Source organism: Phreatobacter sp. (assembly GCF_051860605.1).
Classification (GTDB): domain Bacteria; phylum Pseudomonadota; class Alphaproteobacteria; order Rhizobiales; family Phreatobacteraceae; genus Phreatobacter.
The window spans coordinates 196,170-218,062 of the sequence record NZ_JBHYDR010000003.1 but is presented as its reverse complement, the minus strand read 5'-3'; the positions used below and the strand labels follow the sequence as shown (position 1 = coordinate 218,062).

The 21,893-nt window shown below is 69.6% G+C and carries 23 protein-coding genes, 1 tRNA gene and 1 pseudogene; 17 read left to right on the top strand and 8 right to left on the bottom strand.

The window, feature by feature from the left end:
- The first annotated feature begins 11 nt into the window (after positions 1-11).
- Both ACTIFS_RS06555 and ACTIFS_RS06550 read left to right on the top strand, forming a co-directional pair.
- The gene (locus ACTIFS_RS06555; protein ID WP_439573254.1) at positions 12-365 is read left to right on the top strand and encodes a hypothetical protein; all 354 of its coding nucleotides are present in this window, start codon (positions 12-14) and stop codon (positions 363-365) included.
- A 37-nt stretch (positions 366-402) separates the two neighbouring features.
- Entirely contained in the window at positions 403-993 is a 591-nt protein-coding gene (locus ACTIFS_RS06550) for a L,D-transpeptidase (RefSeq protein ID WP_439573253.1), read from the top strand.
- An 82-nt stretch (positions 994-1,075) separates the two neighbouring features.
- Here the strand turns inward: ACTIFS_RS06550 and ACTIFS_RS06545 are convergent, their stop codons facing one another.
- On the bottom strand, positions 1,076-1,525 hold the full coding sequence (locus ACTIFS_RS06545) for a DUF1801 domain-containing protein (RefSeq protein ID WP_439573252.1): 450 nt from the start codon (positions 1,523-1,525) through the stop codon (positions 1,076-1,078).
- 190 nt (positions 1,526-1,715) lie between these two features.
- Between ACTIFS_RS06545 and ACTIFS_RS06540 the strand changes: the two genes are divergently transcribed.
- Positions 1,716-1,791 (top strand) — tRNA-Phe (locus ACTIFS_RS06540).
- 121 nt (positions 1,792-1,912) lie between these two features.
- Here the strand turns inward: ACTIFS_RS06540 and ACTIFS_RS06535 are convergent.
- The 3 genes from ACTIFS_RS06535 to ACTIFS_RS06525 all read right to left on the bottom strand — a co-directional run bounded on the left by ACTIFS_RS06535 (position 1,913) and on the right by ACTIFS_RS06525 (position 3,509).
- Complete coding sequence (locus tag ACTIFS_RS06535) at positions 1,913-2,233, bottom strand: hypothetical protein (protein ID WP_439573251.1); 321 nt, start codon at positions 2,231-2,233, stop codon at positions 1,913-1,915.
- Entirely contained in the window at positions 2,230-2,706 is a 477-nt protein-coding gene (locus ACTIFS_RS06530) for a hypothetical protein (RefSeq protein ID WP_439573250.1), read from the bottom strand. Before ACTIFS_RS06530 ends, ACTIFS_RS06535 begins: the two co-directional genes overlap by 4 nt.
- A 401-nt stretch (positions 2,707-3,107) precedes the next feature.
- Positions 3,108-3,509 (bottom strand): hypothetical protein, encoded by a 402-nt coding sequence (locus tag ACTIFS_RS06525; protein WP_439573249.1) that lies wholly within the window; start codon positions 3,507-3,509, stop codon positions 3,108-3,110.
- A gap of 265 nt (positions 3,510-3,774) precedes the next feature.
- On the opposite strand from ACTIFS_RS06525, the gene ACTIFS_RS06520 reads away from it, so the two are divergent.
- Positions 3,775-4,647 carry an amidohydrolase family protein gene (locus ACTIFS_RS06520; RefSeq protein ID WP_439573248.1) on the top strand — a complete coding sequence of 291 codons (873 nt, stop codon included), beginning with the start codon at positions 3,775-3,777 and terminating at the stop codon, positions 4,645-4,647.
- A 249-nt stretch (positions 4,648-4,896) separates the two neighbouring features.
- Here the strand turns inward: ACTIFS_RS06520 and ACTIFS_RS06515 are convergent, their stop codons facing one another.
- The 3 genes from ACTIFS_RS06515 to ACTIFS_RS06505 all read right to left on the bottom strand — a co-directional run bounded on the left by ACTIFS_RS06515 (position 4,897) and on the right by ACTIFS_RS06505 (position 6,740).
- Positions 4,897-5,208: a DUF190 domain-containing protein gene (locus ACTIFS_RS06515; RefSeq protein ID WP_439573247.1), complete on the bottom strand. Its 312-nt coding sequence runs from the start codon at positions 5,206-5,208 to the stop codon at positions 4,897-4,899.
- Positions 5,205-6,149 (bottom strand): sodium-dependent bicarbonate transport family permease, encoded by a 945-nt coding sequence (locus ACTIFS_RS06510; protein ID WP_439573246.1) that lies wholly within the window; start codon positions 6,147-6,149, stop codon positions 5,205-5,207. The genes ACTIFS_RS06515 and ACTIFS_RS06510 overlap by 4 nt, the downstream gene beginning before the upstream one ends.
- 87 nt (positions 6,150-6,236) lie before the next feature.
- Positions 6,237-6,740 carry a MarR family winged helix-turn-helix transcriptional regulator gene (locus tag ACTIFS_RS06505; protein WP_439573245.1) on the bottom strand — a complete coding sequence of 168 codons (504 nt, stop codon included), beginning with the start codon at positions 6,738-6,740 and terminating at the stop codon, positions 6,237-6,239.
- 127 nt (positions 6,741-6,867) lie between these two features.
- On the opposite strand from ACTIFS_RS06505, the gene ACTIFS_RS06500 reads away from it, so the two are divergent.
- The 13 genes and pseudogenes from ACTIFS_RS06500 to ACTIFS_RS06440 all read left to right on the top strand — a co-directional run bounded on the left by ACTIFS_RS06500 (position 6,868) and on the right by ACTIFS_RS06440 (position 20,315).
- On the top strand, positions 6,868-8,643 hold the full coding sequence (locus ACTIFS_RS06500; protein WP_439573244.1) for a thiamine pyrophosphate-requiring protein: 1,776 nt from the start codon (positions 6,868-6,870) through the stop codon (positions 8,641-8,643).
- 76 nt (positions 8,644-8,719) lie between these two features.
- Positions 8,720-9,736 carry a tripartite tricarboxylate transporter substrate binding protein gene (locus tag ACTIFS_RS06495; protein ID WP_439573243.1) on the top strand — a complete coding sequence of 339 codons (1,017 nt, stop codon included), beginning with the start codon at positions 8,720-8,722 and terminating at the stop codon, positions 9,734-9,736.
- 103 nt (positions 9,737-9,839) lie between these two features.
- On the top strand, positions 9,840-11,054 hold the full coding sequence (locus ACTIFS_RS06490; RefSeq protein WP_439573242.1) for an amino acid ABC transporter substrate-binding protein: 1,215 nt from the start codon (positions 9,840-9,842) through the stop codon (positions 11,052-11,054).
- 61 nt (positions 11,055-11,115) lie between these two features.
- Positions 11,116-11,991, top strand: coding sequence for a branched-chain amino acid ABC transporter permease (locus ACTIFS_RS06485; RefSeq protein ID WP_439573241.1), 876 nt, complete (start codon positions 11,116-11,118; stop codon positions 11,989-11,991).
- Positions 11,988-12,938 carry a branched-chain amino acid ABC transporter permease gene (locus ACTIFS_RS06480; RefSeq protein WP_439573240.1) on the top strand — a complete coding sequence of 317 codons (951 nt, stop codon included), beginning with the start codon at positions 11,988-11,990 and terminating at the stop codon, positions 12,936-12,938. Before ACTIFS_RS06485 ends, ACTIFS_RS06480 begins: the two co-directional genes overlap by 4 nt.
- 3 nt (positions 12,939-12,941) lie before the next feature.
- On the top strand, positions 12,942-13,670 hold the full coding sequence (locus tag ACTIFS_RS06475) for an ABC transporter ATP-binding protein (protein WP_439573239.1): 729 nt from the start codon (positions 12,942-12,944) through the stop codon (positions 13,668-13,670).
- A pseudogene (locus ACTIFS_RS06470) lies at positions 13,579-14,139 on the top strand (ABC transporter ATP-binding protein); the annotation flags it as partial. The gene ACTIFS_RS06475 and the pseudogene ACTIFS_RS06470, both read left to right, overlap by 92 nt.
- Positions 14,140-14,484: 345 nt before the next feature.
- On the top strand, positions 14,485-15,936 hold the full coding sequence (locus ACTIFS_RS06465) for an aldehyde dehydrogenase (RefSeq protein WP_439573523.1): 1,452 nt from the start codon (positions 14,485-14,487) through the stop codon (positions 15,934-15,936).
- A 219-nt stretch (positions 15,937-16,155) separates the two neighbouring features.
- Positions 16,156-16,623 carry a hypothetical protein gene (locus ACTIFS_RS06460; protein ID WP_439573238.1) on the top strand — a complete coding sequence of 156 codons (468 nt, stop codon included), beginning with the start codon at positions 16,156-16,158 and terminating at the stop codon, positions 16,621-16,623.
- A 96-nt stretch (positions 16,624-16,719) separates the two neighbouring features.
- Complete coding sequence (locus ACTIFS_RS06455) at positions 16,720-18,168, top strand: FAD-binding oxidoreductase (RefSeq protein WP_439573237.1); 1,449 nt, start codon at positions 16,720-16,722, stop codon at positions 18,166-18,168.
- 260 nt (positions 18,169-18,428) lie between these two features.
- Complete coding sequence (locus ACTIFS_RS06450) at positions 18,429-18,848, top strand: hypothetical protein (protein ID WP_439573236.1); 420 nt, start codon at positions 18,429-18,431, stop codon at positions 18,846-18,848.
- Positions 18,845-19,945, top strand: a complete 1,101-nt coding sequence (locus ACTIFS_RS06445; RefSeq protein WP_439573235.1) for a hypothetical protein — start codon at positions 18,845-18,847, stop codon at positions 19,943-19,945. The genes ACTIFS_RS06450 and ACTIFS_RS06445 overlap by 4 nt, the downstream gene beginning before the upstream one ends.
- Positions 19,923-20,315: a hypothetical protein gene (locus tag ACTIFS_RS06440; protein WP_439573234.1), complete on the top strand. Its 393-nt coding sequence runs from the start codon at positions 19,923-19,925 to the stop codon at positions 20,313-20,315. Before ACTIFS_RS06445 ends, ACTIFS_RS06440 begins: the two co-directional genes overlap by 23 nt.
- Before the next feature lie 198 nt (positions 20,316-20,513).
- On the opposite strand, the gene ACTIFS_RS06435 is transcribed toward ACTIFS_RS06440, so the two are convergent.
- Positions 20,514-21,464: an aldo/keto reductase gene (locus ACTIFS_RS06435; RefSeq protein ID WP_439573233.1), complete on the bottom strand. Its 951-nt coding sequence runs from the start codon at positions 21,462-21,464 to the stop codon at positions 20,514-20,516.
- Positions 21,465-21,893 lie beyond the last annotated feature (429 nt).

Here is a 21,893-nt window from a genome sequence, read left to right as displayed (position 1 = left end):
GGAGAGCGACAATGACCCGCATGTCCAAGTTCCTGGCCCTCGGCATGGTGGCCTCGACCGTGATCGTTGCGGCCCTCGTCCTGGCGCCTGCCGGACGCGCCGCGGTGACCGATGCTCCGCAGCTCAAGCTCAGCTATTCGGTGGCCGACGTGGATCACGCCCTCGGCGCCTTCGACGCCTTCCGCAACCGCCTCGACGGTGCGCCGCGCCAGGCCGAGACCGGCCAGACCGCCGCCATCCAGGGCGACCGCGCCGGCTGCGCCCAGTTCGCCTGGCCGCACATCCCGCCGGCCTGCCAGACCGCGGCCGCCGGCCGCACGCTGCGCCAGGTCCGCACCGTTTCCGTCGACGTCGCCACCCGCTGACGCCGGCCCTCCTGACCCGACGACTGGGAGTTCCATCATGCGCCGCCTTGCCATCGCCTGCGCCCTGAGCCTCGCCGCTCTCGCCGCCGCGCCCGCCGCCAATGCCTCTGTCCTGATCGATCCCGATACCCGCCAGCCGATGAGCGCCCTGCCGTTCACCGCGCCCCGCGAGGCGGCCCGTGCTCCGGCGATCCCGCGCGAGGTGGTGGCCTTCTCCGGCGCCTATGCGCCCGGCACCGTGGTGGTGAACACCTCGGAGCGCCGCCTCTATTTCGTGCTCGGCAATGGCCAGGCCGTCCGCTACGGCGTCGGCGTCGGCCGCCCCGGCTTCGACTGGGCCGGCACGCAGACGATTTCCCGCAAGCAGGAATGGCCGGACTGGCGCCCGCCGGTGCAGATGCTCCAGCGCCGTCCCGACCTGCCGCGCTTCATGGCCGGCGGCCCTGACAACCCGCTCGGCGCCCGCGCCATGTATCTGGGCTCCTCGCTCTACCGCATCCACGGCTCCAACGAGCCGCACACGATCGGCCAGGCGGTGTCTTCCGGCTGCATCCGCATGCTGAACGAGGATGTCGTCGACCTCTACAACCGCGTCCGCGTCGGCACCCGCGTGGTCGTCCTGCGCTGACCCCTTCTTCGCCGTGCATGCCCCGCATGACCTCTGACTGCCCCGGTAGCGTGCCCGCTGCCGGGGCTTTTTCTTGTCGGCATCAGCGCCGGCCCCGGCCCTTCCGGCGATGATGGGTGAGGGCCAGGGCGATGCAATGTCCGAGGGCGTCCTCCGGCACCTCACCATCGACCGGCAACACCACCGCGCGGTCGCCCTCGAGGTGCAGCACGTCGCCATAGAGCGCGCGGAACTCGTCCATCAGGCCGGACCGGCAGTGGACATACAGCGCGTAATGCGCCGGATCGCCACGGCGCCCATCGATGCGGATGGTGCTGCCGCTGCCCGTCTGCCGCGTCAGAAAGCTCGGCTGGCCCCATTTCAGCGTCTCGTCGAGCGGGCCGACCCCATCGGTGACGGCGGCGATCCGCAGGATCAGGGCACGCAGCGCCAGAAGGCGCGTCCGCAGCCCGGCAGGATATCCGTCATAGAAAACCGGCACCGGAGCAGTGGCGGAAGCCTCTGTGGGGCTCTGGGCTGCGGCGGGCGGCATCTGCGGCGTCCTTCGCTCTCGTGGGGGCGGATATCGCCAGCATGGCGCGGCCACCGCCCTGCCGCGGCAGCATGCGCCGCCGGAACCGGCATGCCAATATGATGCGGAGGGTGGACAGGGCCGGAGCGAGCCTCTATAAGCCGCCGCGCACTGCAGCGTGACCGTCGCATGATGGTTCCGTTCGGCGGTCGCCCGGGTAGCTCAGTTGGTAGAGCATGCGACTGAAAATCGCAGTGTCGGTGGTTCGAATCCGCCCCCGGGCACCATCATTCCCCACATCGCCGCCGCACAGTCCCGCAGGCCGGGTGCTGACGGTCAGTTGCGCACGGTCCCGGCCGCATCGTCGACCCGGCGCCGGGCCACGATGGCGAAAAACCCGTTGCTGTGTTAGAGGGCGTAGGTGTGGCCCGCGCGGGTCGTCGCCCGGCAGGACCAGCGGGAGCCGGCCAGCGTCAGCACGTCGCAGGGGGCAAAGCGCGCCTCGGCAAGCTGGGCATTCATCTGCCGCCGCTCCTCCGGTGTCAGCCGCCTCAGCCCCGTCTCGTCGGCCAGTGCGGCCGGGCCGGACACCAGCAGCGCGGCCGCCAGCAGGCCGCACCGGATGCCGGTCCAGCCGAAACCCTTGCGTGCCCGATCCGGTCGACGCGCCGTGACGACTGCATGCGTTCCGGGATTGGCGCTGCCTGGCAGGGCTTCGCCGCGCCTCATGCGCCGGGGCGAGGATGGAGCGCGCCGACCAGTTCATGCTCCGCCGCCACACGCTCCCACGCCTCGACCGCGCTGCGGATGCGGTAGTGATGCTCGCCATCGACGGTGGGGCGCAGACCGGTCACCTCGAACAGCGCCATCGGCGCAGGCTTGGCGCCGTAGCGGCCGATCAGCCGGACAGCCGAACCGACCGGAAAGCGGTGCAGGTCCGCCCGTGCGATCGGTGCGGCGGTCGGGCCCAGCCGGGTGGTCCATTCATGGCCGCACGTATCGCAGCGCCAGTCGTGCTCGACCGAGCCGGGTGCGCGGCTGCGGGACTGGAAGGGCGCCACGGGATGGTAGCCGCCGCAGGCCGGGCAGGCCGTGCGCGCGCCGGCACGGGTTTTGGGGGAGGGCGCCTGGAACAGCTTCTCCGCTTCCGCGATGGCATTGCGCTGCATGGAGGCGGGCCTGCGCGTCGAGGTCATGTACATGTCAGGTCTTTCTGCAGCCCCAGGCCGCGTGTCGGGATGTGCCGTGAAGTCGCGTGGGACGCGCGCTCCAACCGTCTCAATCAATTCTGAAGTGACCGGTCGATAGATCGCGTGCTTCGTCCATGATGACGAAATCGAAACGGGCTTCGGCGGCAGTCCGGGACCTTTTGCGCTGTCTGGTGACAGGCGATGTCGGGACCTGCAGATCTTGCGGGTCCGATCTGTCCACTGTGCGAACTATGCACCAGCTGGGTCCATTCACCTAGGGAATTCGGCGGCACGCTGGCGGACGAGGACGCCAGAGCTCCCTTGCGTGAGCATCCGGACGAAGGAAGGGCTGCCCGCGGCCGGTCCCTTGACCGGTTGCGGACAGCCCTGCGGGTTCGTGCGAGCGGTCGGGCTCAGCCGTGGCCGCGGCGGCAGGCGGTCTCGACGATCGTGCCGGTCTGCGGCTCCCGGAACTGGTTCAGCAGCACGTTCGGATTGGCGACGACGCCGGCATGGATCGAGAACACCGGGTAGCTCTGCGGCATGACCTGCATGTTGATCATGATCTGGCCGTTCTGATTGCGGCCCACGGACCACCGGCCCGGCGAGCGGTTGAAGCGGAAATAGCCGCTGGTGCCGTTGAGGATCACCTCGCCCTGGGCGATCAGCGTCCGGTCGGGACCGAGGATGACGTTCATCCGGACCGTCGCGGGGCTCGAGTTCATCGTGCAGAACCAGGGGCCGGTGATGTCGTTGGCCTGCGCGGAGGCGAGACCGGAGACGAGGGCGAGGGCGGCAAGGGCGAGGCGCTTCATGGTGTGATCTCCGTGGCTTGGCTGTTCGTTGATGACAGGGACACCATGGCGGGATCGGCGCGGCCGCGGCATTGCCGGGGGTTGCAGCGGGATGAGACCGGTTGCGGAACGGTGCGGCCGGGGGACCCGCCGAACGGAGCTGGCGCGCGCGTTGCCGCTGAAATGGTTATTGAGTATAATCATTATACAGGATTGCGAAGGATCCGCCGCGCGCCACCGCCGGTTGCACGGGCGGCGCGGCCGGCAGGGCAGGGAGGCTTCACCCATGAATGTCGACGAACTGGTCGCCATCGACATCCACACCCATGCCGAGGTCTCCTGCCGGCAGGATGTCGATGCCTACTGGACTCCCTACGAGGAGGCGGCCGGCAAATATTTCAAGGTCGGCAAGCGCCCGACCATTGCCGAGACCATCGCGCATTACCGCAAGAACCGGATCGGCCTCGTCATGTTCACGGTCGATACCGAGGCGCAGATCGGCAACCGCCGCATCCCCAACGAGGAGATCGCCGACGCTGCGCGCGACAATGCCGACATGATGATCGCCTTTGCCTCCATCGACCCGCACAAGGGCCGGCTGGGCGCGCGCGAGGCCGAGGACCTGATCGCCACCGGCGTGGTCAAGGGCTTCAAGTTCCACCCGACCTGCCAGGGCTTCTACCCCAACGACCGGATGGCCTATCAGCTTTACGAGGTGATCGCGCACCACAAGCTGCCGGCCATCTTCCACACCGGCCATTCCGGCATCGGCACCGGCATGCGCGGGGGCGGGGGCATGCGGCTCAAATATTCGCAGCCCATCCATATCGACGACGTCGCCGTCGACTTTCCCGACATGACCATCGTGCTCGCCCATCCGTCCTGGCCCTGGACCGACGAGGCGCTGTCGATCGCCCTGCACAAGCCGAACGTCTACATCGACCTGTCCGGCTGGATGCCCAAATATTTCCCGCCGCAGATCGTGCAGTATGCCAACACGCAGCTCAGGACGAAGATGCTGTTCGGCTCGGACTTCCCGCTGATCCAGCCGGAGCGCTGGATCGCCCAGTTCCGCGAGACCGGCTTCAAGGAGGAGGTCCACGACCTCATCCTGAAGCAGAACGCCATGAAGGTTCTGGGGTTGTCGAAGGCGGCGTGAGGTGGCTGGTCGGGCTGGCGTCCCGGCCGCGCAGTGCCACGCCGCGCCGGTCGCTGCCCCACCCGCACCCTCCCCTTCTCGCTGCGCTCGACGGAGAGGGGGACTACGGCGTCGGCCTCCATTCGCTTCGGTCGAGCCTGGCCCGACCGCCGGCATCAAGGGGCGCGAGGTAGAAGTCCCCCTCTCCGCGCAGCGGGGAGGGTGAGGGTGGGGCCTGTCCAGGCCCGTCCTCCCGTCGCCACCCGCAGCTCAGTATTTCTCTGCCCGGATCACCTCCACCGCGCTGGTCCAGACCAGCAGCCCGTGAGAGGCGAGAAGCGGCGCCAGGGCGGCCAGCAGCCTTGCGGCCTGCTCCTCCGTCGTGATGATCACGACCATGACCTTGGTCTCGGCGCCGGTGATGTCGTCGCTCGTCCAGCGCCCGGCCTGACCGGCGCCCTCCGCCACCGGCAGCACCGTATGGCCGGTCACCTCGCAGGCCTCGGCAAGCGCGATGATGCGCCGGAGCAGCGGCTGGTCGGCAAGGATCTCCACCTTGCGGCGCCTGACGGTCGTGATCATCGGGCGAGCCCCTGGGCGATCAGCGTGAACAGCGGGATGCCGACCGTCACGTTGAACGGGAAGGTGACGGCAAGCGACATGGCAAGATAGAGGCCGGCATTGGCTTCCGGCAGGGCAAGGCGCATGGCCGCCGGAACGGCGATGTAGGACGCGCTGGCGGCGAGGATGCCGAGCGCCGCCGCCGAGCCGGTATCCAGACCGATGAAGTGGCCGATCACCGTGCCGAGCACCCCGTTGGCGGCCGGCATGAGGACCGCCAGCGCCACCAGGCGAAGGCTGAGCGAGCGCGTCTCGCGCAGGCGCCGCACGGCCACCAGGCCCATGTCGAGCAGGAACAGGCAGAGGATGCCGCGGAAGCCGGTCTCGAACACTGGCGCGATCGGCCGAAAACCGTCCTTGCCGGCGATCAGGCCGATGACGAACGACCCGATCAGCAGCACCACCGTGCCGTTGAGCACCGTCTCGTGCATGAGTTCGCGCCGGTTGCTGGTGGCAGCCGCCCCCTTGGCCAGCAGCAGGCCGACCACGATCGCCGGCGTCTCCATCAGGGCCAGCACCGCCACCAGATAGCCGGCCGCCGGCGTTCCGGCGGCAGCCAGCACCTCCGAGCCGGTGACGAAGGTGACGACGCTCACCGAGCCGTAATGGGCCGCCACGGCGCCGGCATTGATGCGGTCCAGCCCTCCGGCCGTGCGCAGCAGGAAGAAGGCCCAGACCGGAATGAGGACGGACAGGGCAAGCCCCGCCAGGCCGGCCGCCAGCATGGCGGGCGACACCCCGGTCGCCGCCACCTCCACGCCGCCCTTCAGGCCGATGGCGGCCATCAGATAGAGCGCCATGCCCTTGGCGATCGGTTCGGGGATGGCAAGGTCGGAGCGGGCCAGCGCCGCCAGCGCGCCGAGCACGAAGAACAGGATGACGGGCGAGAGAAGGACGTCCATGCGCGAAACCCGTGGCTGCCGGGCCGATCCTACGGGGCGCGGTGCGCCATGGATGGCAGCGCGGCCATCCCTCTTTCGTCGGGTGGCTCAGCCGAGGTCGGCGGCAATCCGCGCGAGCAGCCGGATCAGTTCCGGCTTTTTGTGCGGGCCGACGATGGAATCGAGCAGCCGGTCGTGCTCCCGCGCCCGCTCCATCAGTTCCGCCAGAACCTCCTCGCCCTTTGCCGTCAGGTGCAGGCGATAGCTGCGCCGGTCGGTCGGCTCGCGGTCGCGCTGCACGAGGCCGCGGCGCGTGAGGTCGTCGAGGGCGGTGGTCAGCGTCGACTTGTCCCGACCGGCGGCACGGCCGAGGGTGGTCTGGCTGAGGCCGGGATTCTCGGCGATCAGCGTCATGATGGCGAAGCGGCTCGGCTTGATGCCGGGACAGCCCGAGCGCTGCGCGAAGGCGCGGAACGAGGCCTCCTGCGCCAGCCGCAGGTGGAAGCCGATGAAATCGGCCAGCGGACCCAGCCGGATCAAGTCGTCGGCCCGTGCCGGCGCCTCGTCGATGGCGGGGGACGCGGCAGGCGCGATCCGTGCTCTCTCGGCCATGGCCCTCGTCTCCGGCAGCGTGTCCGTCCCGCTCCGTTCACCCTGCCTCGCACGATCCGCCGGTCACGGCAAGATGGTCTTGACTCCGATTGTTGGAAGTCCAACTATCACAGGCGAGAGGTGTCGAATGGACTGGTCGCCGCCAGCGCAGGATCGTCGCGCCGAGCGCCCGACGGGTGCCGGACACACCGCGTCCGCAGCCTTTCTCGATGCGCTGGTGGCTGCCGGCGTTGAATTCATCTTCGCCAATTTCGGTTCCGACCATCCCGCCCTCGTCGAGGCGCTGGCCGAGGCACAGGCGCTTGGCCGGCCGGTACCGAAGGTTATCACCTGCCCGAACGAGATGGTGGCGCTGACCGCCGCCCAGGGCCATGCCCAGGTCTCCGGCCGCGCCCAGGCGGTGTTCGTCCATGTCGAATGCGGCACGCAATCGCTCGCCGGCGCCGTCCACAATGTCGACAAAGGCCGTGTCCCGGTCCTCATCTTTGCCGGCGCCTCGCCCTTCACCCAGCTCGGCGAGATCAAGGGCAGCCGCAACGAGTTCATTCAATGGATCCAGGACGTGCATGACCAGCGCGGCATCGTGCGCGGCTACATGCGCTACGATGCCGAACTGCGCACCGGCCGCAACATCGCCCAGATGGTTCACCGGGCCATGCAGTTCGCCCATTCCGACCCCAAGGGTCCCGTCTATCTCATGGGCGCCCGCGAGGTGATGGAGGAGGAGGTCCAGCCCCAGCCGGTCGACCCCGCCGATTTTGCCCCCATCGGCCCCGCCGCCCTGCCGCCCGACGCCGTCCATGCGCTGGCCACCGACCTTGCCAATGCCCGCCGGCCGCTGATCGTCACCTCCTATCTCGGCCGCAACCCGAAGGCCGTGGCCGAACTCCAGCGGCTTGTCGACCCGCTCGGCATCGGCGTCCTGGACTCGGTGCCGAACGCCGTCAACCTGCCGCACGACAACCCGATGTATCAGGGCTGCCAGTGGAACGAGCCGCGCCAGAACGAGGCCCTGGCCGAGGCCGACCTGGTGCTGGTCATCGACAGCGACGTTCCCTGGATCCCGACCGTCTCGCGGCCGGCGCCCGGCGCCCGCATCTGGCACCTCGACGTCGATCCGCTGAAGCAGCAGATGCCGCTCTGGTCGATCCCGGCGAAGCGGGTGTTCCGCGTCCATGCCGAGACCGCGCTTGCCCAGATCAATGCCGGCCTTGCCCGCGTGCGCCTCGACATCGCCGCCATCGGCGAGCGGCGCGCCTACCATTCCGAGCGCCACGCCCGCCGCAAGGCGGCCCTGCAATGCCTCGAACAGAAGCCCTCGGACGGCACGATCACGCCGGAATATGTCATGGCCACGCTGCGCCGGCATGTGGATGCCGGCACGCTGGTGTTGAACGAGGGCATCACCAATTATCCAGCGGTCTGCAACCACATCGCTCCGACCCGCCCCGGCCAGATGCTCAATTCGGGCGGCGGCAATCTCGGCTGGAACGGCGGCGCGGCGATCGGCGCAAAGCTGGCCGCGCCGTCGAAAACCGTCATCGCCATCACCGGCGACGGGTCCTACATGTTCTCGCAGCCCTCCACCGTCCACTGGATGGCGCGGCAATACGGCACGCCCTTCCTGCAGGTGGTGCTGAACAACCGCGGCTGGAAGGCCCCGCGCTTCTCGACGCTGGCCGTCCACCCGTCAGGCTATGCCGCGGCCGCGGGCGATATCGGCGTCGCCTTCGATCCGCCGCCCGACTATGGCGGCATCGCCGCGGCCGCCGGCGGCGCCTACACCCGCAAGCTCACCCATGCCGACGAGGTCGAGGCGGGCATCGCCGAGGCGCTACGGGTGGTGAAGGAGGAGCGGCGGGCGGCCGTCCTCGATGTCTGGCTGCCGCATCTGATGGAATGACTTGACCGATACGGCCCGATCGCCCGGCACCCAATGACCGGCGACAGGCGGAGGACATGACAGGGAGGAGACGGACATGGGTTCCAGTGACATCAGCGCCCTTGGCAGCGCCGCGACGGGTGGCGGACTGACGCGCCGCACCGCGCTTGCCGCGCTCACCGCAACGCTCGCGGCCCCCGGCCTTGCCCGCGCCCAGGGCTTCCCGTCGAAATCCGTGCGCATCCTGGTGGCCTTCCCGCCGGGCGGGGCGGCCGACCTCGTGGCGCGGCTGATCGCCGACAAGCTGTCGCAGGCCTGGGGCCAGACGGTCGTCGTCGAGAACCGGCCGGGTGCGGGCGGCAATGTCGCCGGGGCAGAGGTCGCCCGCTCCGATCCCGATGCGCACACGCTGCTCATCACCTCGCAGTCGGTGGCGGTGGCCAGGCTGCTCTATGCCCGCATGGCCTATGATCCGTCGACCGATCTCGCCCCCGTTTCCATGGCCATCCGCGTGCCGAATGTCATGGTGGTGCCGGCCGCTTCCCCCGACCGCACCGTGCAGGACTTCATCGCCCGGGCGAAGGCCAATCCCGGCAAGCTGAACTTCGGCTCGGCCGGCGTCGGCACCTCCATCCACATGGCCGGCGAACTGTTCAAGCATCTGGCGAAGGTCGAGATGGCCCATGTGCCCTATCGCGGCGCGGGCCCGGCCATGAACGACCTGATCGCCGGCCGGCTCGACGTCATGTTCGATACCGTGACGGTGTCCACGCCGCAGCTTCGGGCCGGCACGATCCGCGCGCTCGGCATCACGTCGAAGACGCGTCACGCGACCCTGCCGGACGTGGCGCCGATCGCCGACACCGTGCCGGGCTACGAGGTCAATTCCTGGTTCGCCTTCTTCACGCCGGCCCGCTCGCCGGCGGACGCGGTGGCGAAGATCGCCCGCGACATGGCGACCGCCCTGAAGGACCCGGTGATCACCGGGCGGCTCGCCAGCCTCGGCGCCACCGCGGTCGGCTCCAGTCCGGAGGAACTCGGTGCTGCCGTCAGCGCCGAACTGGCGCTCTGGGAGCCGGTGATCCGCAGTGCCGGCATCCGCATCGAAGGCTGACGGCACCCGTTGCCGGCAGGACGAAACGGCAGCATCGTCACCCCGAGCACGCCCGGCAAGAGGCGTCGCCGGGGCCGGACCAGAACCATCCAGGGAGGAGCACATGACGTCATTCAGACCCCATCGCCGCTCGGTCGTCGGCGGCCTTGCCGCAGCCGCCCTCGTCGGCACCGGCTCGCGCGCACAGGCCGGCCCGGTCCGCATCGGATTCTCGATCTCCAAGACCGGGCCCAATGCCGGCGGCGCCAACACCACGACGCTGCCGAACTACATGCTGTGGATGCGCGAGACCAACGAGGCCGGCGGCCTGAAGCTGCCCGGCGGCCAGCGCCGGATGATCGAGTTCGTCGAATATGACGACCGCTCGCAGTCGGAGGAGGCGGTCCGCAACATCGACCGGCTGGTCAACCAGGACAAGGTGGACCTGCTGCTGCCGCCCTGGGGCACCGCCATGAACCTTGCCGTGGCACCGGCCTTCAACCGCGGCGGCTTCCCGCATCTTGCCTCCACCTTCTTCGTCGAGAGGCAGCCGGAACTGGTCAGGCGCTGGACCAACATGTTCCTGTTCCTCGACCGGCCGTCGACCGCCATCACGGCGCTGACGGACCTGCTCGCCACCCTCAAGGACAAGGGCCTCGGCAACACGGTGGCGCTGGCCTCCGTGCAGGACCAGTTCGGCCTCGAACTGGTGGGCGCGGCCCGCGCCGGTCTGCAGCGCGCCGGCTTCCAGGTGGTCATGGACCGGCAATATCCGCCGGGCACGCAGGATCTGGCGCCGATCGTCGCCGAGGCGGTCCGCCTCAGGCCCGAAATGTTCCTGGCCTTCTCCTATCCGCCGGACACGCTGGCGCTCACCGAGCAGTCGCGCATCGCCGGTCTCAACCCGAAGGTGTTCTACACCGCCGTCGGCACGGCCTTCCCGCTCTACAAGCAGCGCTTCGGCGCGGTCTCCGAGGGCGTCATGGGCATTGGCGGCGTCAATGTCGACGACCCGAAGATCCGCGACTACATCGCCCGCCACAACCGCGTGGTCGGCCGCGAGCCGGACCGCTGGGCCTCGTCCACCACCTACACGACGCTGCAGGTGCTGACCCAGGCGATCGAGCGGGCCGGCCTCGACAAGGCCGCGCTGATCCGCGACATCGGCGCCAACAGCTTCGACACGATCCTCGGACCCATCAGGTTCCAGAACAACCAGCGCGTCGACCAGTGGTGGGTCGGCCAGTGGCAGGGCGGCGAGTTCGTCGCGCTCGCCCCGACCCGCATCGGCGGCACCCGCGCGCCGGTCTTCCCGAAGCCGGCCTGGCCCTCGGCCTGACACCCTTCGGCGCGGCCCCCGAACGGGCCGCGCCACCCCTCCGCGTACCCTTGAGTTCCCGATGCTGCTCGTTGACGTCATCCTGTCCGGCCTGGTCCTCGGCGGCATCTATGCGCTGATCGCCATGGGCCTGACGCTGCAATACGGCGTCGCGCGCATCATGAACCTCGCCTATGGCGAGTTCACCATCGCCGCGGCCTTCCTGGCCTATCTGCTGTTCTCCGCGCTCGGGCTCAACCCGGCCATCGCGCTGGCGGTGGCCGTGCCCGTCTCCTTCTGTCTCAACTGGCTGATCTACAGCCTGCTGATGGCACCGCTGGTGAAGCGCGCGCCCAATGCCGGTGCGCTGGAGGTCGACACGATCCTTGCCACCTTCGGCCTGCTCTTCGTCGTCCAGGGCATCATGCTGGTCGTCTTCGGCGGCACCTATTTCTCCTATTCCTACCTCGCCATCCCGGTCGAGGTGATCGGCTCGACGGTGGCGGCCAACCGGCTGGTGGCGGCCGGCATCGCGCTCGTCCTGACGCTCGCGCTCTACTGGGCGATGATGCGCACACGCGCCGGAACCGCGCTGCGGGCCGTGGCCGTGGATCCGGCCTCCGCCCGCCTCGTCGGCATCGACACGCCGCGCTATGCCGCCTTCGCCTTCGCGCTCGGTGGCGCGCTGGTGGCGGCCTCCGGCGTGCTGGTCTCGATGTTCCTCACCTTCAACGCCTCGATGGGCGTGGTCTTCACGATGAAGGCGCTGATCGTGGTCATCATGGGGGGTGTCGGCAATGTGCTCGGCGCGCTGGTGGCCGGCCTCATCCTCGGCCTGGCCGAGGCGCTGACCACCTCGTTCCTCGACAGCGGCCTGACGCTGGCGGTCAATTTCGCGCTGTTTCTCGGCATCCTCCTCATCCGGCCCACGGGCCTGTTCGGGAGGCCGGCGCGATGACCGGCAGGGACATGATCCTTCCCGCCGCAGTGCTGGCCGGCGCCGCGCTGCTCGCCCCGCTGCCCTTCCTTGTCGGGCCGTTCTGGCAGTCGCTGCTGGTCAACATCCTGATGTACACGGCGCTTGCCACCGCATGGGCCCTGTTCTCCGGCCCGACACGCTACGTGTCGCTCGCCACCGCCGCCTTCTTCGGCTTCGGCGCCTATTGCATGGCCTTCCTCGGCGAGACGTTGCCGCTTCCCGCCGTGCTGGCGGTTGCCGGAGCCGGGGGCGCGCTGGTCGCGGCCGTCGTCGGCCTGTCGACGCTGCGGCTGTCGGGGGTCTATTTCGTCATCTTCACCTTCGGCCTCGCCGAACTCGTCCGCCAGATCGTCACCTATGCGGAGGCGAAGTTCGGCGGCACGGTCGGGCGTTTCGTCTTCGTCGATGTCACCCCGCGCGACATCTACTGGCTGCTGATCGGGGTCTGCGTCGCCACCTTCCTGATCGGCTGGTGGATTGCCCGCTCGCGGCTCGGCTGGGCGCTCCGCGCCATCGGCGAGGACGAGACGGTGGCCCGCCATGCCGGCATCGACACGACGCGGGCGAAGATCCTGGTCTTCGTCATCTCCGCCGCCATCATGTCGGTGGTGGGGGCAATCATGGCGCCGCGCTGGACCTATATCGACCCGGCCATCGCCTTCAATCCGATCGTCTCGTTCCAGACCCTCATCATGGCGCTGCTCGGCGGCGCCGGCCGGCTCTACGGGCCGCTGCTCGGCGTGGTGCCGCTCGCCATCCTGTTCGAGCTGCTGCAGGCCAATTTCCCCAATCATTTCTCCATCCTGCTCGGCCTCGTCTTCCTCGGCGTCGTCTATTTCGTGCCGCGCGGGGTGGCCGGCCTGCTCGACGACGGCCGTGCGGCCGTCGCCCGCAGCGCGGCCCGCAAAGCCCATCCGGCGGAGTAGCCCATGCAGCCGCTCATCGAACTGAAGGGTGTCTCGCGGGCCTTCGGCGGCCTGAAGGCCGTCGACGGGCTGGACGCCGTCATCCGGCCCGGCGAGGTCGTCGGCCTTGTCGGTCCCAATGGCTCGGGCAAGACCACCGCGCTCAACCTGATCACCGGCAACCTGAAGGCCGATTCCGGCCGCATCGTCTTCGACGGCCGGCCGATCGAGCGCATGCCGGCCCACCTCATCACCCGCGCCGGCATCGCCCGCACGTTCCAGCTGGTCCGCGTCATGGCCTCCATGACGATTGCCGAGAATGTCGCGGTCGGCGCGATGTTCGGGGCCGATCCCTGCCCGCCGGGCGAGGCCATGGAGCGGGCGCTGCCCTATGTCGTGCGCGTCGGCCTCGGTGGCCGCATGGAGCAGCCGGCCGGCAGCCTGACCTATATCGACCAGAAGCGGCTGGAACTCGCCCGCGCGCTCGCCGCCCAGCCGCGCCTGCTGCTGCTCGACGAATGGCTGGCCGGGCTCAACCCGACCGAACTCGAGGACGGCATCGCGCTGATCCGCTCGCTCTCCGGCTCGGGCATCACCATCGTCATGGTCGAGCATGTGATGGATGCCATCCGGGCGCTCTGCTCGCGCTGCATCGTCATGAATGCCGGCCGCAAGATCGCCGAGGGCACGCCGGCCGAGGCCCTGTCCGACCCGCAGGTGGTGCGCGCCTATCTCGGAGACGACGATGCTTGAGGTCTCCCGCCTGACCGCCGCCTATGGCGCCCACCGTGCAGTGGACGATGTCTCCCTGCATGTCGGCCGCGGCGAGACGGTCGCGATCCTCGGGGCCAACGGCGCCGGCAAGACCACGCTCCTGAAGACCATTGCCGGCATCGTGCCCGCCGGCCGGGGCACGTCCATCACCTTCGAGGGCGCAACCCTCACCGCCCGGCCGGCCAACGATATCGTCGAACGCGGCATTGCCCTCGTGCCCGAGGGGCGCGGCATCTTCGCCGACCTCACCGTGCGCGAGAACCTGATGCTGGGCGCCTTTCCCCGCCGCGCCCGCGCGCTGGAGGACGAGACCCTGGCCGAGGTGCTCGCCCTCTTTCCCCGCCTTGCCGAGCGCATGGATCAGCAGGTCCGCACCATGTCCGGCGGCGAGCAGCAGATGGTCGCCATCGGCCGCGCTCTGATGTCCCGACCGGAGCTCGTCATGCTCGACGAGCCCTCGCTCGGCCTCTCGCCGGTCATGACCTCGGAACTGTTCAAGGCGCTGGCCGTCATCCGGAGACGTGGCACGGCCATCCTGATCGTCGAGCAGAATGCCCGTCGCAGCCTGGCGCTGGCGGACCGGGCCTATCTCATCGCCAATGGAAGGATCGTGGGGGAGGGGCCGGCCGCTGCCCTCGCCGACGATCCGCAGGTCGCCGCCGCCTATCTCGGCGGCGCGCGGACCGAGGCCCCCGCATCCGCACCTGCGCCCGCCGTCGCGCCCGAACCCGTTCTTCGTCCCACGCCCGCGCCGGCCCCGGCCGCCGCGACACCGCCCTTGAGGGAGACCCCCATGAAGCACGTCAATCTGATGATCGACTCCCGCGAGATCGGTGCCGCCGACGGCCGCACCTTCGACCGGCTCGACCCGCTGACCGGCGCGGTCGCCACGCGCGCCGCCGCCGCGACCGTCGCCGATGCGGTGGCCGCCGTCGATGCCGCCCAGGCCGCTTTCCCGGCCTGGTCGGAGACCGGCCCCAACGAGCGGCGCGCGAAGCTGAACGCCGCCGCCGACCTGATGGCCGCGCGCGCCGGGGAATTTGCTGACGCGATGATGGCCGAGACCGGCTCGACCAAGGGCTGGGGCATGTTCAACGTCATGCTCGCCGCCGGCATGCTGCGCGAGGCGGCGGCCATGACCACCCAGATCACCGGCGATGTCATCCCGACCGACAAGCCGCACAATCTGGCGCTGGCCATGCGCCAGCCGGTCGGCGTCATCCTCGGCATCGCCCCGTGGAACGCACCTGTGATCCTCGGCGTGCGGGCCATCGCCATGCCGCTCGCCTGCGGCAACACGGTGGTGCTGAAGGCCTCCGAGCAATGCCCGGCGACGCACCAGCTCATCGGCACGGTGATGCGCGATGCCGGCTTCCCGCCGGGCGTGGTCAATGTCGTCACCAATGCCCCCGCCGATGCCGGCAAGCTGGTCGAGACCCTGATCGCCCACCGGGCGGTCAAGCGCGTCAACTTCACCGGCTCCACCCGCGTCGGCCGGATCATCGCCGAGACTGCCGCGCGCTACCTGAAGCCCGCCCTGCTGGAGCTTGGCGGCAAGGCGCCGCTGGTCATCCTCGACGATGCCGATCTCGACGAGGCGGTGAATGCCGCGGCCTTCGGCGCCTTCATGAACCAGGGCCAGATCTGCATGTCGACCGAGCGGATCGTCGTGCAGGAGACAATCGCCGATGCCTTCGTCGAGAAATTCGCCGCCAAGGCGCGCGCGCTCCCTCATGGCGACCCGCGCTCCGGCAACGTGGTGCTCGGCTCCATCGTCTCGCGCGACGCCGCCGTGCGCGTGAAGGGCCTCGTCGACGAGGCCACGCAGAAGGGCGCGGTGCTCGCCTCCGGCGGCTCGCTCGACGGCACGATCATGCCGGCGACGATCCTCGACAAGGTGACGCCGGCCATGCGCATCTACGGCGAGGAGAGCTTCGGCCCCGTCGTCACGATCGTCCGAGTCAAGGACGAGGAGGAGGCCATCCGCATCGCCAACGACACCGAATACGGCCTGTCGGCGGCGGTGTTCTCGCGCGACATTCCGAGGGCGCTCCGGGTTGCGCGGCGGATCGAGAGCGGCATCTGCCACATCAATGCGCCGACCGTGCACGACGAGCCGCAGATGCCGTTCGGCGGGGTCAAGGCCTCCGGCTACGGCCGGTTCGGCGGCAAGGCCGGCATCGATGCCTTCACTGAACTGCGCTGGATCACCATCCAGACCGGACCGCGCCATTATCCGTTCTGAGAGCGGCGCGCGGACCTCGAACGGACGAACCGGGGCGGTCGCGCGCCCCGGGCGGTTTCTTGCTACCCCTACGTGAAGTCAGGGATTGTCTTGTCGCGCCGATGAGCGCAGAAGGCTGCGGAAGGGGCCGGTCGGCAGTCGTGCCGAGGGCTCCCGTTTGCCGCAAACCGGTCCGTTTGTCCTCCGATGATCCCCCTGCGAAGCCGCTCCGCAGCCGCAATGATCCCGCGCCGCACCGTGCGGCTGACGGCTGTCGCTGTCGTCGCGCTGTTCTGCGCGGGCGCCACCGACACGCGCGCGGAATGGAGCATCCGCGAGACGCAGGGGCCGGGCGGGTCCGGTCCCAGCCTCGAAATGTCCTACCGCAGCTCCGGCGAGCGGTTCACCCTGCTGTGCGGCGGCGGGGCGGCCTTCGTGTCCTTCTCGCCGGGCTACCGCTTTCCCGGCCGCACCGACGGCGTCCATAACGGCCATTACCAGGTGGATGGCGGGCCGGTGAAACAGGTGCGCTGGCGCATCACCGGGTCCTCGGCCTTCGTCACCGCCCGCTTCGCCAACGATTTCCTGCTGGACCTCGTCACCGGCGACCGGGTGTTCATCAAGTTCCCCGGTGTCGAGCAGACCTACGATCTCTCGCCGCTGAAACCGCACGCCGCGCGGCTGAAGACGATCTGCGGTATCGGCTGACGGGGAAGGCCGTCGCCGTTCGCGGCACAGGACCGAAACCGGCGCCCGCCATCATTCCGCCCGCCCGGAGCCTTTCCGCCAGGAGCCTTCCCGCCGATGACGAAGACCACCCGTCGCTCCGCCCTGAAACTGGGGGCTGCCGCTGCCGCCGCCGCGCTCCTGTCCCGTCGTGCCGTGGCGCGCCAGCGCGTGGTGCTGAACGATGCCAGCCGTCTGAGCGCGACGCCCATGGCGAGCCACTGGCAGGTCGGCGCCGATCCGGAAGCCGCCATCATCGAGAGGCTGAGGCGCGAGCTGAAGGAGGCCGCCGCCGCGAAGCGCGCCTTCACGGTCGGCGGTGCCCGTCATTCCATGGGCGGCCAGAGCCTTGCCCGCGATGGCTCCGCCGCCACCTTCGCCACCCCGCTCTGCGAGGTGGACCGCACCGCCCGCCTCTACCGCACCCATTCCGGTTCGCGCTGGATCTATCTGATCAACCAACTCGACGCACTCGGCCTGTCGCCGGCCGTCATGCAGTCCAACTCCGATTTCTCCACCGGCGGCACCCTGTCGGTGAATGCCCATGGCTGGCCGGCACCGTTCGGACCCTTCGGCGCGACCGTGCGCGCCTTCCGCCTGATGCTGGCCGACGGCAGCATCGTCACCTGCTCGCCGACGGAGAATGCCGATCTCTACGGGCTGGTGCAGGGCGGCTACGGCCTGTTCGGCGTCATCCTCGACATGGAGGTGGAAGCCGTGCCCAACGCCATGCTGCGGCCGACCAACGTGCTGATGCCGTCGGCCGAGTTCGGCTCGCGCTTCGCCGCCGCCGTCACCGGCGATCCGGCGGTGCAGATGGCCTATGGGCGCCTGTCGGTGGCGCGGCGCGACTTCATGCGCGAGGCCATGATGATCACCTACCGGCCGGTGGCGAACCAGCCGGCCCGCCTTCCCGCCGCGGAGGCCGGCGGACTGATGTCGGCGGTATCGCGCCAGATCTTCCGCGCCCAGATCGGCTCGGAAGCCGGCAAGCGCGCCCGCTGGACCGCCGAGACGGTGGGCAATCCGGCGATCTCCTCGGGCCTTGCCACCCGCAACACGCTGATGAACGAACCGGTGGCCAACCTCGCCGGCCGCGATACGTTCCGCACCGACATCCTGCACGAATATTTCGTCGCCCCGGACCAGTTCGCCGCGTTCATCACCGCCTGCCGCGAGACCATCCTGAAATCGCGCCAGGACCTGCTGAACGTCACGCTGCGCTGGCTGAAGGCCGACACGGTCGCCGCGCTCTCCTATGCGCCTCAGCCCCGGATCGCCGCCGTCATGCTGTTCTCGCAGGCCATCACGGCCGACGCCGAGGCCGACATGCTGACCATGACCGAGGAACTGATCGAGCGGGTGCTCGCCATCGGCGGCTCGTTCTACCTGCCCTACCGCCTGCATGCCCGCCGCGACCAGGTCGAGAAGGCCTATCCGAACCTGCCCCGTTTCCTCGCCCGCAAGCGCGAGGTCGATCCCGGCCTGTTGTTCCGCAACACGATGTGGGATGCGTATTTCGCGTGAACCGGGGTGGTCGGTCAGAACGATGTGCAGGACCATGCCCCGACCCGATCCCGGAAGGACCCCACCCTCACCCTCCCCGCTGCGCGGAGAGGGAGACTTCGATCTCCCGCTTCGCCTCCCTTCGGTGTGCCTTGCGCCACGGATACCGGAGAGACGGAACGCCATAGTCTCCCTCTCCGCGCAGCGGGGAGGGTGAGGGTGGGGCCCTTCACCACCCGCCAACGGCCCAGATCACGATCCCGACGCTGACCGAGACCCCCATGACACTCCCCCGCAAGGTCGCCGCCCTCTATGCCGTCATCCTCGGCATCGTCACGCTGCTCAACTACATCCCTGGCCTGACCGATGCGCAGGGCCGGGCCTTCGGCATCTTCGCGCTCGACATCTACGACGATGCCCTGCATTTCGGCTCGGCGCTCTGGGCGGCGGTGGCCGCCTTCCTGTCCACCCGCGCCTCGGTGCTCTACCTGCGCGTCTTCGGCGTGCTCTACTGCCTCGACGGCCTCCTCGGCCTTGCCACCGGCTCGGGCTATCTCGACCTCGGCATCCTGGTCTATGGCGTGCAGAACCTGCCCTTCGGCTTCAAGATCCTCGCCAACCTTCCGCATATCGCGCTCGGCGGCGTGGCCGCCTTCGTCGGCTTCGTTCTCGCCCCGAAGGACGCGGAGGCGAGAGCGTGAGGATCGCCCTCAAGCTCGTCCTGCACCTGTTCGGGCAGGTCCTCGTCTGGGTCATCGGCCTTCTGGCCATCTCGGCGCTGCCGGCGCTCTATGTGGAGTTCGCCTGCCAGTCGCCGCGCGAGCCTGCCGGCGCCGCCACCCCCCGCATCATCGCGGAAGCGCCCTGGCGGCGCCCGGAGGTGAACAGCTTCCTGTCCTATCCGGAATGGTACATCGTCCACGCCTACGAGGACTTCGCCGCCGTCACCCGCACCGCCGACGAGCACGCCTTCGGCTATGTCCCGGCGGTCACCGGCTACTGGTCCAGCCTGTGCGACATCACCCGCCGCACCACCCGCCGGGAGGCGACGCCGGGCGACATGAAGGCGATGCTCTACATTATCGGCGTGAGCTTCACCGCCGAGATGATCGTCAAGGGCGCCTGGGAGCTGACCATCGGCCGGGCGACCGCCTGGTGGCGCGGGCCGCAGAAGAACGCCGAGGACCGCTTCGCCGCCGACATGTCCGCCCGCTACGCGACCTTCCTGACCCAGACCCCCTGGTATCAGTTCCCCTTTGCTGCCACGCTCGGCCGGTTCTGGCGCGAGACGGCCTTCGGCGAGCCGAGCACGCTGCGTTCGCTCGAGCGGCGCTTCGCGCTCACCGCCGAATGGGGCGTCAAGGCCGGCTATGGCTGGGCGCTCGGCCTTGCCGCCGGGCTCACCCCGGCCGACCTGCGCATCCGCTCGGTGGTCGCCGGCCTGCCGGCCGACCGGCTGGCGGCCATTCCCGGGATCACCGTCATCGGCCCGGCCGGCGGGGATGTCCTCATCGAGACCGATCGCTACCGCGCCTTCACCGACCTTGCCCGCGCCGTCACGGCGGAGGGTGGCCGGTTCGTCGAGATCGCCGGCAACCGCCGGGCGCTTGTGACCCTGGTGATGCCGGACCGGGCCGCTCTCGCGGTGCCGGGGGGCGAACGGCTGTTCGCCGTCGCGGTTCAGGCGCGGCCGGGCTTCAGCCGCATCGGCCTCGACCTGCCGGTGGAACGCTTTGCCGAGGCCGTCGCGGCGGCCTCAGCCGGGGGAGGGGCCCTTGAGCATCTCTACGACTACTGAGCGGGGTCCCGCCGTCCTCCCGGCGGTGGCGGGCGGTTCACAGGAGCGCCGTCGGGAGGAGCGCCGTCGCGGCGGCCTTGCCGGCGGATGGGCCAGTCTGCTGGCCACGGGGAGCCTCGCGCTCGCCGTCTGGGTTCTGGCGGCCGCGACCATCACGGCGGCCCGGCCGGGCGAGGCCATGGTCATCGCCCTCGGCAATCCGGCTGTGCTGATGACGGCCGGCGATGCCGACCGGTTGCGCCTCGTGCGGGTTACCGGACCCTTCGTGGTCGCGGTGGTCTCCGGCCGCGAGGGCATCGGCGCCCTCTATGCGGCGGGTGCGCTTCTCGTCCTGCCCGGCCGGCGCGGCGGCTGCGGACTGGCGGGTTAGGTAAGGGCAGCATCGCGGTTGCCGCCTCTGGGCGCCACGGGCCTCGAAGGACGCAGGGGCCGTGTTGCAGGGCACCGGAGGCGGCCGGCGAACCCCGCCCGGGCCGTTCAGGCGCACCTCTTCAACATAGCGGGAATCATATCAACCAGCGTCACGCTGGTCAGGGCTCATTTTCCCAAATATGAAAAAATGCGGGACTCAATCTCCCGCCGCGTCCAGCGCCGCCATGTCGGCCTCCGACAGCGAGACCCCGGCAGAGCGCACCAGGCTCTCCATCTGGTCGAGCGTGGTGGCGCTGGCGATCGGCGCCGTCACGCCCTTCCGGTGCATCAGCCAGGCGAGCGCCACCTCGGCCTGCGTCACGCCCCGGGCTTCCGCCACCGCGTCAAGCGCCTTCAGGATGCGGAAGCCGCGCTCGGTCAGATAGGGCTTCACGCCGCGTTCGCCACGCGGGCTCTTGCCGAGATCCGCCTCGGACCGGTACTTGCCGGACAGGAAGCCCTTGGCCAGCGAGAAATAGGTGATGACGCCGATGTCCTCGGCGACGCACAGGTCGGCCAGCGCGCCATCGAACTTCGCCCGGTCGTGCAGGTTGTATTCGGGCTGCAGAACCTCGTAGCGCGGCAGGCCGGCCGCCTTCGCGGCCTGAAGCGAGGCTGCGAGCTGGCCGGCATCGAGATTGGAGCAGCCGATGGCGCGCACTTTGCCGGCCTTCACGAGCCTGTCATAGGCGCCGAGCGTCTCCTCGTAGGGCGTCTCCGGGTCCGGCCAGTGCGACAGGTAGAGGTCGATGACGTCGGTCTGCAGGCGCTTCAGCGAGGCCTCCACCGCCTCCGCGATATAGCGCGCCGAGAGCCCCTTCTTGCCCTCGCCCATCGGCGAGCCGACCTTGGTGATGAGGGTGATCTTCGAGCGGGTGCCGCGCGTCTTCATCCAGTTGCCGATGATGGTCTCCGATTCGCCGCCGGAATTGCCCGGCGCCCAGGCGGAATAGACGTCGGCGGTGTCGACGGCGTCGAAGCCGGCATCGACGAACCGGTCGAGCAGGGCGAAGGACGTCGCCTGATCCGCCGTCCAGCCGAACACGTTGCCGCCGAACACGAGAGGGGCGATGGAAAGGCCGGATCGGCCGAGCGGGCGCTTCTGCATGGGACGGGCTCCTTCAGGGTGCAGCGAGACTAGCCCGATTTGGCGGGGCGGGGGCAAGGTGATGCCCCGCATCGGGGGGTTGCGGCGTGTGGCCGCCCGGGAGCCCAATCCCCGCCGGAACCGCCAGTCGTCATCCCCGGCGAGGCCGCACAGCGAGATGCGAACGCATCTCGCGTTCGCTCGATGCTGTGAGGCCGAGGGAAGGGGATCCAGCAGTCTCCCATACCGGACAGGCCGGGGCCTGCCGGCCAGGACCCCACCCCACCCTCCCCGCTGCGCGCAGAGAGGGGACTGCCTCCTTGCGGATCATCCAGACGGTCGGGCCAGGCGCGGGGAGAGTGAAGGACCACAACGTCGAAGCCCCCCTCTCCCCGCGAAAGCAAGGGGAGGGTGCGGGTGGGGCCATTCCACGCATCAACCGATGCACCT